This is a genomic window from Methylobacterium oryzae (assembly GCF_021398735.1).
In the GTDB taxonomy this organism is placed as follows: domain Bacteria; phylum Pseudomonadota; class Alphaproteobacteria; order Rhizobiales; family Beijerinckiaceae; genus Methylobacterium.
Map to the genome: position 1 here is coordinate 2,407,264 of NZ_CP090349.1, position 15,090 is coordinate 2,422,353.

Genomic DNA, 15,090 nt, shown 5'->3' on the forward strand with positions numbered 1-15,090 from the left:
TCCTGACGTGCCCCGACGCGCCCCGATCTGTCGGTCATAAGGCTCCGTTTACCATTCCTGCCGAGGATCCCGGCCGACCCGCGCGGATCGGCATCCGCGCGGCCTGGAGTCGTTGCCCGGCATGATGTCACGCGCGGAACGCACCCCCCTGACGGACTGGTGGTGGACGGTGGACCGCGGCCTGCTCGCGGCGCTGTTCGCGCTGATGGTCGCGGGCCTCGTCTTCCTGATGGGCGGCGGCCCGCCCGTGGCCGAGCGGATCGGCCTGCCGACCTTCTACTTCCTCAACCGGCAGGCGATGTACCTCGCGCCGACCATCCTGCTGATCTGCGCGGTCTCGTTCCTGTCGCTGCGCGGCATCCGGCGGCTGGCGCTCGTCACCTGGATCCTGGGCGTCATCCTGTGCCTGCTCGCCGGCAAGTTCGGGCCCGAGATCAAGGGCGCGCATCGCTGGATCCAGTTCGGCCCCTTCGGCCTGCAGCCCTCGGAATTCGTGAAGCCGGCCTTCGTAGTCGTCGCCGCCTGGGCCTTCTCGGAGGGCGCCCAGCGCCGCGACATGCCGGGCGGCATCCTGGCGCTGCTGCTCCTGCCGATCACCATCGTGCCGCTGCTGCTCCAGCCCGATTTCGGCCAGACCATGCTGATTACCATGGTGTGGTGCGCGCTGTTCTTCGTGGCCGGCCTCCACCTGATCTGGGTGGCCGTCCTCGGCGTGCTGGGCCTCGGAGGTGTGTTCGCTGCCTACCTGTTCTTCCACCACGTCCGCGAGCGCTTCAACAAGTTCCTCGACCGGGATTCCGGCGGCGGCTTCCAGGATTTCTGGTCGCGCGAATCGTTCCGCTCGGGCGGCTGGTTCGGCACCGGGCCGGGTGAGGGCGTGGCCAAGCGCCACCTGCCGGACGCGCATACCGACTTCATCTTCTCGGTCACCGGCGAGGAGTTCGGCGTGATCGTCTGCCTCTGCCTCGTGGCGCTGTTCGCCTTCATCGTCCTGCGCGGCCTCAAGCTCGCGCGGCGCACCGACGACACCTTCTCGCGGCTGGCGATCACCGGCCTGACCACGCTGTTCGGCCTGCAGGCCTGCATCAACATGGCGGTGAACACCCAGCTGATGCCCGCCAAGGGCATGACGCTGCCGTTCGTCTCCTACGGCGGCTCCTCGCTGATCTCGCTGGCGCTCGGCACCGGCTTCCTCGTCGCCCTGACCCGTAAGCGCCCCCGCACCGTCATGCTCAGCCAGAAGCCCCCCGGCACCGCGCCGGCCACCGTCGCCGGGGTGATGCGGTGACCGTCTTCACCCCCACGATCCTGCTCTGCGCGGGCGGCACCGGTGGCCACCTGTTCCCGGCCGAGAGCCTCGCCCACGCCCTGCGGGCCCGCGGCATCCGCGTGGCGCTCGCCACCGACGCCCGGGTCGATTCCATCGCGTCCGAGTTCCCGGCCTCCGAGGTGGTCACCATCGCCTCGGCGACGCCGTCCGGCCGCTCGCCGCTGAAGCGGGCCGGCGCCGTGCTGACCCTCGGCCGGGGCTTCGGCGTGGCCGCGAAGGAGATCCGCCGGATCAACCCGGCCGCCATCGTGGGCTTCGGCGGCTACCCGACCGTCCCACCGGTGCTCGCCGGCCAGATCCTGCGCGTGCCGACGATCCTGCACGAGCAGAACGCCGTGATGGGCCGGGCCAACGCCTTCCTGGCGCGGGGCGCCCGCACCATCGCCACCGGCTTCAAGGTCGTGCGCGGCGTGCCCGACAAGGCCAAGGCCCCGCGGATCCACACCGGCAATCCGCTCCGCCCGGCGGTGATCGAGGCGGCCAGGTTCCCGTATCCCGCTTTCGGCGCAGGCGACGCCCTGCGGCTCCTGGTGTTCGGCGGCAGCCAGGGCGCGCGCGTGATGGGCGAGGTCGTGCCGGAGGCGATCGCCCGCCTGCCCGACGCGCTGCGCGCCCGCCTGCACCTCGTCCAGCAGGTCCGCCCCGAGGACCTGACGGCCGTTCAGAATCGCTATCTCGCCATGGGGCTCGCCGGGATCGAGGCGGCGCCGTTCTTCAAGGACCTGCCCGCCCGCATGGCCGCGAGCCACCTCGTGGTCTCGCGCTCGGGCGCCTCGACGGTCTCGGAACTCGCGGCGATCGGCCGCCCGTCGATCCTCGTGCCGCTGCCGGGCTCCCTCGACCAGGACCAGGCCGCCAACGCCGCGACCCTCGACGCCATCGGCGCGGCGCTGGCGGTGAAGCAGCCGGATTTCACGCCCGAACGGCTCGCCGCGGAGCTGACCGCCTGCTTCGAGACGCCGGCAAAATTGACCGCGGCGGCCGATGCGGCCAGAAGCGCGGGCATCCACGACGCCGCCGAGCGGCTGGCCGAGGTCGTCGTCGAGACGGCCGCCCGCACCTGATTTCTTGAGGGATTCCGCACCGGCGGTCCCGCCACCAGACGGTTCGACCCATGAAGCTGCCCGACAAGCTCGGCCCCATCCACTTCATCGGCATCGGCGGCATCGGCATGTCCGGCATCGCCGAAGTGATGCACAACCTCGGCTACACGGTGCAGGGCTCGGACGCCTCCGACAACGCCAATGTCCGCCGTCTCGCCGAGAAGGGCATGCGCACCTTCGTGGGCCACGACGCCGAGAACGTCGAGGAGGCCGCCCTCGTCGTCGTCTCGACCGCGATCCGGCGCGACAACCCCGAGCTGCAGGCCGCCCGCGAGCGACGCCTGCCCGTGGTGCGACGGGCCGAGATGCTGGCGGAGCTGATGCGCTTCAAGTCCTGCGTGGCGATCGCCGGCACGCACGGCAAGACCACGACCACGTCGCTCGTCGCCACGCTGCTTGACGCCGGCAACCTCGACCCGACCGTGATCAACGGCGGCATCATCAACGCCTACGGCACCAACGCCCGCATGGGGGCGGGCGAGTGGATGGTGGTGGAGGCCGACGAGTCCGACGGCACCTTCCTGAAGCTGCCGGCCGACGTCGCGATCGTCACCAACATCGATCCCGAGCATCTCGACCATTTCGGCTCGTTCGACGCGATCAAGGACGCGTTCCGGCGCTTCATCGACAACATCCCGTTCTACGGCTTCGCGGTGATGTGCATCGACCACCCGGTGGTCCAGGACCTCGTCGGCCATATCGAGGACCGGCGGATCATCACCTACGGCGAGAACCCGCAGGCCGACGTGCGCCTGATCGACGTGGACCTGCGCGGCGGCCAGAGCCGCTTCCGGGTGATGATCCGCGACCGTCGGCCCGGCTACCGGATGGAGATGGAGGATCTCGTCCTCCCGATGCCCGGCAAGCACAACGCCCTCAACGCCACCGCGGCGCTCGCCGTCGCGCACGAGCTCGGCGTGAAGCCGGACGCGATCCGCCAGGCGCTCGCGGGCTTCGGCGGCGTGAAGCGGCGCTTCACCCGCACCGGCGAGTGGAACGGCGCGACGATCTTCGACGATTACGGACACCATCCGGTGGAGATCAAGGCGGTGCTCAAGGCCGCCCGCGCCTCGACCGAGCACGGCGTCGTCGCCATCGTGCAGCCGCACCGCTACACCCGCCTGCAGTCGCTGTTCGACGATTTCTGCACCTGCTTCAACGATGCCGACACGGTCATCGTCGCGCCGGTCTACGCGGCCGGCGAGCAGCCGATCGAGGGCTTCGACCGCGACAGCCTCGTGGCCGGCCTGCGCTCCCGCGGCCACCGCGACGCCCGGGCCCTGGAGCGGCCGGAGGAACTCGCGGGCATCATCGCGGACCTCGCCAAGCCCGGCGACTACGTGGTGTGCCTTGGCGCCGGCACGATCACCCAGTGGGCCTACGCCCTGCCGGACGAACTCGCCGCGCGGGGACGGTAGGCGCGGTGCGCGCGCCCGCCCCGGGAAGCCTCTCGGGTCGGCGGCACCCTCGACCGTCCACACTGGGCTGCGCTCCGAGGATGAACCCGGCGGTGACTCTCCGGACCCCGGCCTCGCAGCGTCCGCTGCCACCCCGATGCGACGACACCAGGATCGCCGCATCCCTCTCCCCGCGGGCGGGGCGAGGGGAGACACACAGATGACCGCCTCTCTGCACGATCGCATCCGGGCCGCCGCGCCCGACCTCCGCGGGCGCCTGCTCGCCGACCAGCCGCTCGCCGACCTCACCTGGTTCCGGGTCGGCGGACCGGCCGAGGTGCTGTTCACCCCGGCCGACGAGGAGGATCTCGCCCGCCTCCTCGCCGCTCTCGATCCGGACGTGCCGGTCACGGTGATCGGGCTCGGCTCGAACCTGATCGTGCGGGACGGCGGCGTGCCGGGCGTGGTCGTGCGCCTCGGCGGCAAGGCCTTCGGCAGCATCGCGGTCGACGGCGACGCGCTGACCGTCGGCACCGCGGTCCCGGACATGCGCCTCGCCAAGGCGGCCGCCGAGGCCGGGCTCGACGGGCTCGCCTTCTACCGGGGCATCCCCGGCTCGATCGGCGGGGCGCTGCGCATGAACGCGGGCGCGCATGGTGGCGAGACCACCGACGTGCTGGTCGAGGCCCGCGGCATCGACCGCGGGGGCGCGCTGCGCACCTTCAGCCACGCCGACATGGGCTTCTCCTACCGGCACTCGGACGCCCCGGAGGACGTGATCTTCACGCGCGCCGTCTTCCGCGGGCGGCCCGGCGACCGGGTCGCCATCGAGGCCGAGATGGAGCGGGTCACCGCCGCCCGCGAGGCCGCGCAGCCGATCCGCGAGCGGACCGGCGGCTCGACCTTCGCCAACCCGGACGGCGGCAAGGCGTGGCAGCTCGTCGACGCCGCCGGCTGCCGCGGATTGAGGCGGGGCGGCGCCCAGGTCAGCGAGATGCACTGCAACTTCCTGATCAACACCGGTACCGCGAGCGCGGCCGACATCGAGGGGCTCGGCGAGGAGGTCCGCCGCCGCGTCCGGGAGACCAGCGGGGTCGCATTGCGCTGGGAGATCCGGCGCATCGGCCGCCCCGCCGGCACGACGTGAGAGCGGTGTTCCGGACGGACCGGTGCGCTCAGATCCTGATTGAAGCCGACCTATTCGAGGTGCCCTGATGTCCAAGCACGTCGCCGTCCTGCTGGGCGGCACCTCCGCCGAGCGCGAGGTCTCCCTCAGTTCCGGCAAGGCCTGCGCCGACGCGCTCGAAGGGGAGGGCTACCGGGTCACCCGGGTCGATGTCGGCCCCGACATCGCCGCGGTGCTGACGGCGCTCCGGCCGGACGTGGCCTTCAACGCGCTCCACGGGCCGGACGGCGAGGACGGCACCATCCAGGGCCTGCTGGAGATCCTCAAGATCCCCTACACCCATTCCGGCGTCCTCGCGTCGGCGCTCGCGATGAACAAGGAGCGGGCCAAGACCGTCATGCGCGCCGCCGGCGTCGACGTGCCCGAGGGCCGGATCGTTAACCGTCGTGAGGCCGCCAGGACACACCCCCTGCCGCCACCCTACGTCGTGAAACCGATCGCGGAAGGCTCATCGGTGGGTGTGATCATCGTGCGCGACGGCCGCTCGCACCCGCCCCAGATCCTCGCCTCCGAGGAGTGGACGTTCGGCGAGCAAGTCCTTGCAGAACCTTACATTGCTGGCCGCGAACTCACCTGCGGCGTGATGGGCGACAAGGCCCTCGGGGTGATCGAGGTGAAGGCCGCCACGGGGGATTGGTACGATTACGACGCCAAGTACGCCCCGGGGGGCTCGGTGCACGTGCTCCCGGCCGAACTTAAACCAAATGTTTACCAGCGTGTCCAAGAACTGTCGTTAACGGCGCATCAAGCACTGGGCTGTCGGGGCGTCAGCCGTGCCGACCTTCGCTACGACGACACACCGGGTGGAACCGGTCTGCTCGTGGTTCTGGAGGTCAACACGCAACCCGGCATGACCCAGACGAGCCTTGTGCCGGAGATGGCGGCCCATGCGGGCCTGAGTTTCGGTGAGCTCGTCCGATGGATGGTGGAGGACGCTTCCCTGAATCGCTGAGCGGCGACGCCGCCGGCCGGAGCGGTCCCGCGCGCCTCGCCGGCGCGATCCTGGGACGGCTCACCGGCCGCGGCACGTCCCGGTCGCTCTCGGTTCGTCGGGCCCGCCCGAGTCAGCGCCTGAGCGAGCGCCTGCCCCGCGGCGCCGGGATCGTGGCGGTCTCCGTCTCCGCCGCCGCCGTGGCGCTCGCCGCTTTCGTGGCCAGCGGCCGCTACGACGCGTTCGTGGCCGAGCAGGGCCGCCCCCTCGACATCGCCGCGCGCGTCGCCGGCTTCGGCGTCGAGCGCGTCACCATCTCGGGCATCTCCCGCATGTACGAGCGCGAGGTCCTGGCGGCCGCCGGGATCGACTGGCGCTCCTCGGTTCCCTTCCTCGACGTCAACGACGTGCGCGAGCGGCTGCTCCGCGTGCCGCTGATCGCGCAGGCCTCGGTCCGGAAGATCTACCCCAACGAGATCGCCATCACCCAGGTGGAGCGCGAGCCCGCGGCCCTCTGGCAGAAGAACGGCGAGATCAGCGTGATCGCCGCCGACGGCACCGTCATCGACGCCATGCGCGACGACCGCTACGCCAGCCTGCCCCTGGTGGTCGGCGAGGACGCCAACACCAAGCTTCCGGAATACCTCGCCCTCATCGCCGCCGCGGGGCCGCTCGCCGAGCGGATCAAGGCCGGCACCTACGTGTCGGGCCGGCGCTGGACCCTCAAGTTCGACGGCATCGACGTGCGCCTGCCCGAGGTCGATCCGGCCGCGGCGCTCGCCCGCCTCGTCCGGTTCGAGCGCGAGGCCCACCTGCTCGAGAAGGACGTCATCGCGGTGGACCTGCGCATGCCGGACCGCCTGGTGGTGCGCCTGACCGAGGAGGCCGCCGCCGCCCGCGCGGAAGCCCAGAAGGCGAAGAAGAAGGGCGCGGCCAGCTGATGCCCTTCCTGTCGATCTCCGCCCGTCCCGCATCCCGCGCCCGGTAGCGTCAATGCACAGCCAACACGGCCTCACGCCGCGCTTGAAGCCGCTCTCCGCCCGGCGCTCGACCACCCTCTCGGTGCTCGACATCGGCACGAGCAAGGTGGTCTGCCTCATCGCCGAGCTGCAGCCCGCCGAAGCGCTCACGACGCTCCGCGGCCGCACGCACCTCGCGCGCATCATCGGCATCGGCCACCAGCGCTCCCTGGGCCTGAAGGGCGGCGCCATCGTCGATCTCGCCGCGGCCGAGAGCGCGATCCGTCAGGCGGTCCACGCCGCCGAGCGGATGGCCAAGGTCGAGGTCCAGTCGGTCATCGTCAACATGTCGGGCGGCCGGCTCGCCTCGCAGCATTTCCAGGCGCGGGTGAACGTCCGCTCGGGCACCGTCACGGGCAGCGACGTCGAGCGGGTGCTCGAGACCGCCAGCGCCCACGGCGTCAGCCCCGGCCGGGCCGTGCTGCACGCGCTGCCCACCGGCTACGCCCTCGACGGGCAGGGCGCCGTCATCGACCCGTCGGGCATGATCGGAGAGGCGCTCAGCGTCGACCTGCACGTCGTCACCAGCGAGCTCGCGGCCGCCCGCAACGTCATGCTGGCGGTGGAGCACTGCCACCTCGGCGTCGAGGCGGTGATCGCCACGCCCTACGCGGCCGGCCTCTCGGCGCTGGTCGACGACGAGGCCGAGATGGGCGTCTGCGTCGTCGACATGGGCGGCGGCACCACCAGCGTCGGCGTGTTCTCCGGCGGCCACCTCGTTCACGTGGACGCCCTGGCGGTCGGCGGCCACCACGTCACCATGGACATCGCCCGCGGCCTCTCCACCCGCATGGCGGCGGCCGAGCGGCTGAAGACCCTCTACGGCTCGGCCCTCTCCACCCCCTCCGACGACCGCGACATGATCGCCGTGCACGGCGTCGGCGAGGACGAGGGCGAGGCGCCGGCCCACATCCCGCGCTCGCAGCTCGTGCGGATCATCAAGCCGCGCGTCGAGGAGGTGGTCGAGCTGGTGCGGGACCGCCTGCGCGACGCGGGCTTCGCCGCCCAGGCCGGGCGGCGCGTCGTCCTCACCGGCGGCGCCAGCCAGCTCGTCGGTCTGCCCGAGGTCGCCCGCCGCGTCCTCCAGGGTCAGGTGCGGATCGGACGGCCCCTCGGCATCCGGGGCCTGCCGGAAGCCGCCAAGGGTCCGGCCTTCTCGGCCGCGGTCGGCCTGCTCGTCTACCCGCAGGTCGCCCATGCCGAGCATTTCGAGCCGCGGGGGCACGGCGCCTTCGCGGCGACCGGGACCGACAACTACCTGAACCGGGTCGGCCGCTGGCTCCGGGACAGCTTCTAGGTTTCACGCCCGCCCGCTCGCGCGGGGGGATCGAAGGGATCCGGCGCCCAGGCGTCGCACGGACAGCACAGTTAGCGAGAGGCTCGACACCATGGCCATCACCCTCCAGGCGCCGGACATCCGGGAACTGAAGCCCCGCATCACCGTCTTCGGCGTCGGCGGCGCCGGCGGCAACGCCGTCAACAACATGATCGAGTCGGGCCTCCTCGGCTGCGAGTTCGTCGTGGCCAACACCGACGCGCAGGCGCTCACCTCCTCGAAGGCCGAGCGGGTGATCCAGATGGGCCTGGGCGTCACCCAGGGCCTCGGCGCCGGATCGCACCCGGAGGTCGGCTCGGCCGCCGCCGACGAGGTGATCGACGAGATCCGCGACCAGCTCTCCGGCGCCCACATGTGCTTCATCACCGCCGGCATGGGCGGCGGCACCGGCACCGGCGCCGCGCCGGTCATCGCCCGGGCGGCCCGCGACATGGGCATCCTGACGGTCGGCGTCGTGACCAAGCCGTTCCAGTTCGAGGGCATGCGCCGCATGCGGACCGCCGAGTCCGGCATCCAGGAGCTGCAGGCCGCGGTCGACACCCTGATCGTGATCCCGAACCAGAACCTGTTCCGGGTCGCCAACGAGAAGACCACCTTCGCGGACGCCTTCGCGATGGCCGACCAGGTGCTCTACTCGGGCGTCGCCTGCATCACCGACCTGATGGTGAAGGAGGGCCTCATCAACCTCGACTTCGCCGACGTCCGGGCGATCATGCGCGGCATGGGCAAGGCCATGATGGGCACCGGCGAGGCGTCCGGCGAGAAGCGCGCCAACCGCGCCGCCGAGGCCGCCATCGCCAACCCGCTGCTCGACGACGTCTCGATGAAGGGCGCCCGCGGCCTGCTGATCTCGATCACCGGCGGCTCCGACTTGACCCTCTACGAGCTCGACGAGGCCGCCACCCGCATCCGCGAGGAGGTCGACCAGGACGCCAACATCATCCTGGGCGCCACCTTCGACGAGAGCCTCGACGGCATCATCCGCGTGTCGGTGGTCGCCACCGGCATCGAGCCGGCGCTGATCTCGGCGAACTCGCCCAACAACCCGGCCATCGCCGAGACCGAGCAGCGCATCGCCGAGGTTGCCGAGCGCCTGCGCGCCGAGGCCCGCTCGCGCGCCGCCTCGCCGGTGCCGAGCATCCGCACCGAGTCGGTCGCCCCGGCGCCGATGCCCGCCCCGGCCCCCGCGCCGCTCGCGGCCCCCGAGATGCGCCCCGAGTCGCGGATCGACAGCCGCATCGAGGCCGCCGCGCCGATGACCCGCGACGACGTCGTGCTCGCCCCGGTCCAGGCGCGCGCCGCGGCGCCGTTCGTCCCGGCCCCCGCGCCGCAGCGCGTCGAGGCGGCGCCCGCCGTCGAGGCCGGCCCGTTCGTGCCGCCGCGTCCGGCCGCCCCGACGGGCACGCCGCTCGCCCGCGCCCCGCGCATGCCGCAGATCCACGAGCTGCCGCCGATCGCCCAGACGCAGATCATGGCGAACCGCGCTGCCGAGGAGGCCGCCCCGGAATCCAAGCGGACCTCGCTGCTGCGCCGGCTCGCGACGGTGGGCTTCGGCGGCCGCCGCGAGGACATGGACGGCGCCCCGGCGGCCCGGCCGGCCTCGCCAGCCGCCCCGCAGCCGCATATGGCCCAGTCGCACATGGCCCAGTCGCACATGGCCCAGCCCCACATGGCGCAGCCCCACGTGCCGCCGGCCCCGCGCGCTCCGGCCGCCCCCGCGGTCCCGCAGTACCGCCCGGCCCAGGGCAACCTCGACGGTCAGGGACGGGCCGCGCCCCAGCCGCGGATGATGGACGACGATCAGCTCGAGATCCCGGCCTTCCTCCGCCGTCAGGCGAACTGACCGGGGCGGGTCTCCGGCACGGCCCGGGGCTGGCGGGAAACCGCCGGCCCCTTCGCGCTGCAGCAAAGCAACTCATGGTTGTTGCAGTGAGGAATAGGGCTCGACGAGGCTGTGCACCGCGGCTCTCGAGCCGTGGCGCATGGTGCATCCGCGCCACAGAACGGCCGCGGGTTAGTCACGCATTAACCAACCTTTAAGCCTTTGGTGGAGCAGCGCTTTGTGGTTACGAACCGCTAAGCGTGTCTGTAACAGACCGTAAGAATCCGTGATTTGGCTGCCCTGTGCGGCGCAGCTATAGAAACCATGTGATCGAGACGACACGCAGCAGGACACAACCTGATCGCGTGGGCTAGGGCATCAAGCAGCGGACGGATCAGTCAGTTTCTCCTCACCCCCAGTCGGGGTGGCGGAAATGATCGCGCCCGGGGGCTAAGGAATGCGAACGCATAAACAGACGACCCTCAAAGGGCCGGCGACTCTCTCGGGGATCGGAGTTCACTCCGGCAACCCCGCCGAGATCACCATCCGACCCGCTCCGGCCAATCACGGCATCGCCTTCCTCCGCACCGGCACCACCCACGGCAACGACCGCCTGATCAAGGCGCATCACGCCCTCGTCTCCGCCACCGAACTCTGCACCGTCCTGGGTGACGTCGAGACCGGCGCGGTCGCCACCGTCGAGCACCTGATGTCCGCCCTGTACGGGCTGGGCGTCGACAACGCTCTGGTCGAGATCGACGGCCCCGAGATGCCGATCCTCGACGGGTCCGCTCTCCCCTTCGTCCAGGCGATTGACCAGACCGGCATCGCCACCTGCGACACGCCGCGGCGCTGGCTCAAGATCCTCCGCCACGTCCGCATCGAGACCGGGACATCCTTCGCGGAACTGCGCCCGATCGACCGCGGCTTCCGCCTCGACGTCGAGATCGACTTCGAGAGCCCGGTGATCGGCCGTTCCCGCAAGGCGATGGACCTGTCGCCCGCGACCTACCGCCGCGAGATCGCCGGCGCCCGCACCTTCGGGATGATGCGGGACGTGGAGCGCTACTGGAAGGCGGGCTTCGCCCTCGGCGCCTCCCTGGAGAACACCGTGGCGGTCGGCGAGACCGCGGTGGTCAATCCCGAGGGCCTGCGCTTCCAGGACGAGTTCGTCCGCCACAAGATCCTCGACGCCATCGGCGACCTCGCCCTGGCGGGCCTGCCGATCCAGGGAGCCTACCGCTCCTATTGCGGCGGCCACCGGATGAATGTCGGGGTGCTGTCGGCCCTGTTCGCCGACCGGGCGAACTACGCCATCGTCGAGGCGCAGGGCTCGCGCCGCGAGACCGTGCTGTCCGAACTCGGCGCCGGCCTGGGCCTCGCCGCCTTCGCGGGCGACCTGTAGCCCCTGTGACCGACGGGCCACAGCCCGCAACCGATCCTGACTGCCGCAGCCTTGCCGCTTTCGTGCCCGAATCGAACGGCACGGTTTAACGGTCCGTGAACGGCGGGCACGGCCCGGGGCGGGCCGGATCCACCCACGCGATGGCATGACGGCGCGCAACGGCGCCGGTTCCGGGAAAGAGCGCCAGATGCCTGTCACCATTCGTTATCGCCGGGCAGCGGCCTTCGCGGCGCCCCTCGTGGCCGTCCTCGGCCTGGGCCTCGGCGGCTGCGACTTCGACCCGACGAGCATCTTCGCCGAGAAGTACAAGCCCGAGGTCGTGCCGGACGTTCCGGCCGACAAGCTGTACAGCGACGGCCTCGCCAAGCTCGAGGACAGCGACTACGAGGGCGCGGTCAAGAAGTTCGACAGCCTGGACAAGCAGTACCAGTACTCCGATTGGTCCCGGAAGGCGCTGCTGATGACGGCATACGCCAATTACGAGGGCCAGAAGTACGACGACGCGATCAGCGCCTCGAAGCGCTACCTGCAGCGCCATCCGGCCAGCAAGGATGCGGCCTACGCGCAGTACCTGATGGCGATGTCGAACTATAAGCAGATCCCGGACGTCACCCGCGATCAGGAGCGCTCCGAGAAGGCCCTCGTCGCGCTGCAGGAGCTGGTGCAGAAGTACCCGACCTCCGAATACGCCGCGGACGCGAAGGCGAAGATCCAGATCACCCGCGATCAGCTCGCCGGCAAGGAGATGGAGATCGGCCGCTTCTACCTCGAGAAGCGCAATTTCCCGGCGGCGATCAACCGCTTCCGCGACGTGGTCGCCAAGTATCAGACCACCCGGCACGCCGAGGAGGCGCTCGAGCGCCTGACCGAGGCCTACTGGGCGCTCGGCATCACCCAGGAGGCGCAGAACGCCGCCGCGGTGCTCGGCCACAACTTCCCGGAGAGCCTCTGGTACAAGGACGCCCACGCGCTGCTGGCGCAGGGCGGTCTCGAGCCCCGCGAGGAGAAGAGCTCGTTCCTCTCGAAGATCTACCGGACCGTCACGGGCAAGACCGCCTCGGCCCAGTAAGCCGCCGCGCCCGCGCGGGGACTGCCCACGAAACCTCGAGGCCCGGAGCCGCCGCTCCGGGCCTTGCCCATTGCGGCGCCCGGCGCGTTGCACCGACCGCGCGGTGCGACGCATTTTTGGGGTGAATCCGCGCCGCGGCGGCCTTATGTCTGCGGTCCCATCCTGAGGAATCCCCGTCGCCGCATGCTGGCGCAGCTCGCGATCCGCGACATCGTCCTGATCGACAGGCTCGAACTGAATTTCCGATCGGGACTCAGCGTCCTGACCGGGGAGACGGGCGCGGGCAAATCGATCCTGCTCGACGCCTTCGCCCTGGCGCTCGGCGGCCGCGGCGACGGCCGCCTCGTCCGCCACGGCGAGGCGCAGGGCGCGGTCACGGCCGTGTTCGACCTGCCCCTCGACCATCCGGCGCGCCGGATCGCGGCCGAGGCCGAGATCGACACCGAGGGCGACCTGATCCTGCGCCGGACCCAGATGGCGGACGGCCGGACCCGCGCCTTCGTCAACGACCAGCCGGTGGGCGTTCAGGTCCTGCGGGCGATCGGCGCGGCTCTCGTGGAGATCCACGGTCAGCACGATGACCGGGCGCTGGCCGACCCCGCCTCGCACCGGGCGATCCTCGATGCCTTCGGCGGCCTCCAGACCCAGCTCGCGAAGGTCGCCGCCGCGTCGCGAACCGTGCGGCATGCCCGCACCGAACTCGCCGAGCACCGCGCCCGCGTTGAGGCGGCCCGAAAGGAATCCGACTTCCTGCGCCACGCCGTGGAGGAGCTCGCCGCACTGGCGCCGCTCGCCGGTGAGGAGGCCCAGCTCGCCGAGCGCCGCACGATCATGCAGCAATCCGAGAAGGTCGCGCGCGAGCTCAACGAGGCGCTCGAGGCCGTCGGCGGCCCCCATTCCGGCGTGCCGCACCTCTCGGCCGCCCTGCGCAAGCTGGAGCGGCGCGCCGCGCAGCTGCCGGCCCTGGTGGACCCGTGCGTGAACGTCCTCGACGCCGCGATGGTCGCCCTCGACGAAGCCCGCGCGGTCCTCGAGGCGGCGGTGGCCGAGACGGAGTTCGATCCCCGCGACCTGGAGCGCGTCGAGGAGCGGCTCTTCGCCCTGCGCGCCGCCTCGCGCAAGTACGATGTCCCGGCCGACGACCTCGCCGCCCTGGCGGAACGCTACGCCGGCGACGTGGCGGCGATCGATGCCGGCGAGGCGGCGCTGGCCGGGCTGGAGCAGGCGCTCGCGACGGCGGAGGCCGCCTACGCCGAGGCGGCCGAGAAGCTCAGCGCCGGGCGGCGCCGGGCGGCCAAGCAGCTCGACGCGGCCGTGAAGGCCGAGCTGCCGCCGCTCAAGCTGGAGCGCGCCCGCTTCATCACCGAGATCGCCACGGACCCGGATTCCCGCGACCCGGCCGGCACCGACCGGGTCGAGTTCTGGGCCCAGACCAATCCCGGGACCAAGCCCGGCCCGATGATGAAGGTCGCCTCGGGCGGCGAGCTGTCGCGCTTCATGCTGGCGCTGAAGGTCGTGCTGGCCGACAAGGGCTCGGCCCCGACGCTCATCTTCGACGAGATCGATACCGGCGTGGGCGGCGCGGTGGCGGATGCCATCGGGATGCGGCTCGCCCGGCTGGCGGCGACCGTGCAGGTGGTCGCGGTCACCCACGCGCCCCAGGTCGCCGCGCGGGCGGAGACGCATTTCCTGATCGCCAAGGCCCCCGTGAAAGGGGCCGGCCGCGTCGCCACGCGGGTCGCGAGCCTGCCGGTCGCCGAGCGCCGCGAGGAGATCGCCCGGATGCTGGCGGGCGCCACCGTCACCGACGAGGCCCGGGCGGCGGCCGCGCGACTCCTCCAGGGCGCCGACGCGTGAACCGGCGTCAACCTTAACCGTTGGTTGAAGGTAATAATTCGTTAACTATTCATCGTGAGAATGCTGTCATCCCGGTACCGCGGCAGGGTTGGGCGGTCGAAGGACGGGAGGAGCCATGAAGCCGTCAGTCGTCGACTCCGATGGGTCTCTGCCCGCGGGACAGCCCCTGAAGCGGGCGGTCGACACCCGCCAGCTCGGCCTCACGCTCCGCACGGTCTACGAGGGCAGCGTCGACACGCAGCCGATCACCGACACGCATGTCGAGCTGCTCCTGCGCCTGCGCCAGAAGGAGCGGGAGCTGCGCCGGGCGGTCTGACCCGGGGCGGCGGCCTCACCAGCGGCGCGCCCCCGGCCGGCGACGGTACTCGGCCGCACGAATCAGCGTCAGCACGCGGTCGAGGCTCACCAGCAGCTCCGCCTCCTCGACGCGCGCCGCGGAGGCCGCGTCCGGGTCGGGGCTGAATTTCTGCCGGGCCTGCGCCAGCGCGAGCGCCCGCTCCACGGCCTCCCGCTCGGCGTGCAGGGCCAGCCAGGCCGGATCGGATTCCGTCGCCGCATCCACCTCGTCGCCGCCCACGATCCGCGCGTCCTTCTGCTGCCGGCTGCCGCTCCTGGCTGAGAGGAACGCGCGAGAG

Annotated in this window: 13 protein-coding genes; 12 read left to right on the forward strand and 1 reads right to left on the reverse strand. The window is 71.6% G+C overall.

Annotated elements, in window-relative coordinates; all coding sequences use genetic code 11:
• Positions 1-121: 121 nt before the first annotated feature.
• From LXM90_RS11525 to LXM90_RS11580, 12 genes are all read left to right on the forward strand, one after another.
• Entirely contained in the window at positions 122-1,288 is a 1,167-nt protein-coding gene (locus tag LXM90_RS11525) for an FtsW/RodA/SpoVE family cell cycle protein (RefSeq protein ID WP_234082791.1), read from the forward strand.
• Positions 1,285-2,394: an undecaprenyldiphospho-muramoylpentapeptide beta-N-acetylglucosaminyltransferase gene (gene murG / locus LXM90_RS11530; protein WP_020094127.1), complete on the forward strand. Its 1,110-nt coding sequence runs from the start codon at positions 1,285-1,287 to the stop codon at positions 2,392-2,394. Before LXM90_RS11525 ends, murG begins: the two co-directional genes overlap by 4 nt.
• Before the next feature lie 50 nt (positions 2,395-2,444).
• Positions 2,445-3,851 (forward strand): UDP-N-acetylmuramate--L-alanine ligase, encoded by a 1,407-nt coding sequence (gene murC / locus LXM90_RS11535; RefSeq protein ID WP_020094128.1) that lies wholly within the window; start codon positions 2,445-2,447, stop codon positions 3,849-3,851.
• Between the two features lie 199 nt (positions 3,852-4,050).
• Positions 4,051-4,977 carry a UDP-N-acetylmuramate dehydrogenase gene (gene murB, locus LXM90_RS11540; protein ID WP_020094129.1) on the forward strand — a complete coding sequence of 309 codons (927 nt, stop codon included), beginning with the start codon at positions 4,051-4,053 and terminating at the stop codon, positions 4,975-4,977.
• 67 nt (positions 4,978-5,044) lie between these two features.
• A complete protein-coding gene (locus LXM90_RS11545; protein WP_020094130.1) occupies positions 5,045-5,968 on the forward strand; it encodes a D-alanine--D-alanine ligase in 924 nt (307 codons plus the stop codon).
• A complete protein-coding gene (locus LXM90_RS11550; protein WP_234082793.1) occupies positions 5,935-6,888 on the forward strand; it encodes a cell division protein FtsQ/DivIB in 954 nt (317 codons plus the stop codon). Before LXM90_RS11545 ends, LXM90_RS11550 begins: the two co-directional genes overlap by 34 nt.
• 52 nt (positions 6,889-6,940) lie before the next feature.
• Positions 6,941-8,263, forward strand: coding sequence for a cell division protein FtsA (gene ftsA / locus LXM90_RS11555; RefSeq protein ID WP_012319319.1), 1,323 nt, complete (start codon positions 6,941-6,943; stop codon positions 8,261-8,263).
• A gap of 91 nt (positions 8,264-8,354) precedes the next feature.
• Positions 8,355-10,145: a cell division protein FtsZ gene (gene ftsZ, locus LXM90_RS11560; protein WP_020094132.1), complete on the forward strand. Its 1,791-nt coding sequence runs from the start codon at positions 8,355-8,357 to the stop codon at positions 10,143-10,145.
• 436 nt (positions 10,146-10,581) lie between these two features.
• Positions 10,582-11,529 (forward strand): UDP-3-O-acyl-N-acetylglucosamine deacetylase, encoded by a 948-nt coding sequence (gene lpxC, locus LXM90_RS11565; RefSeq protein WP_020094133.1) that lies wholly within the window; start codon positions 10,582-10,584, stop codon positions 11,527-11,529.
• 187 nt (positions 11,530-11,716) lie between these two features.
• A complete protein-coding gene (locus LXM90_RS11570) occupies positions 11,717-12,598 on the forward strand; it encodes an outer membrane protein assembly factor BamD (RefSeq protein ID WP_026605080.1) in 882 nt (293 codons plus the stop codon).
• A gap of 183 nt (positions 12,599-12,781) precedes the next feature.
• Positions 12,782-14,455 (forward strand): DNA repair protein RecN, encoded by a 1,674-nt coding sequence (gene recN, locus LXM90_RS11575; protein WP_020094135.1) that lies wholly within the window; start codon positions 12,782-12,784, stop codon positions 14,453-14,455.
• A 115-nt stretch (positions 14,456-14,570) separates the two neighbouring features.
• On the forward strand, positions 14,571-14,771 hold the full coding sequence (locus LXM90_RS11580; RefSeq protein ID WP_020094136.1) for a hypothetical protein: 201 nt from the start codon (positions 14,571-14,573) through the stop codon (positions 14,769-14,771).
• Positions 14,772-14,786: 15 nt separating this feature from the next.
• Here LXM90_RS11580 and LXM90_RS11585 read toward each other — a convergent pair whose 3' ends face one another.
• Positions 14,787-15,032, reverse strand: coding sequence for a hypothetical protein (locus LXM90_RS11585; protein WP_020094137.1), 246 nt, complete (start codon positions 15,030-15,032; stop codon positions 14,787-14,789).
• Between the last annotated feature and the right edge of the window lie 58 nt (positions 15,033-15,090).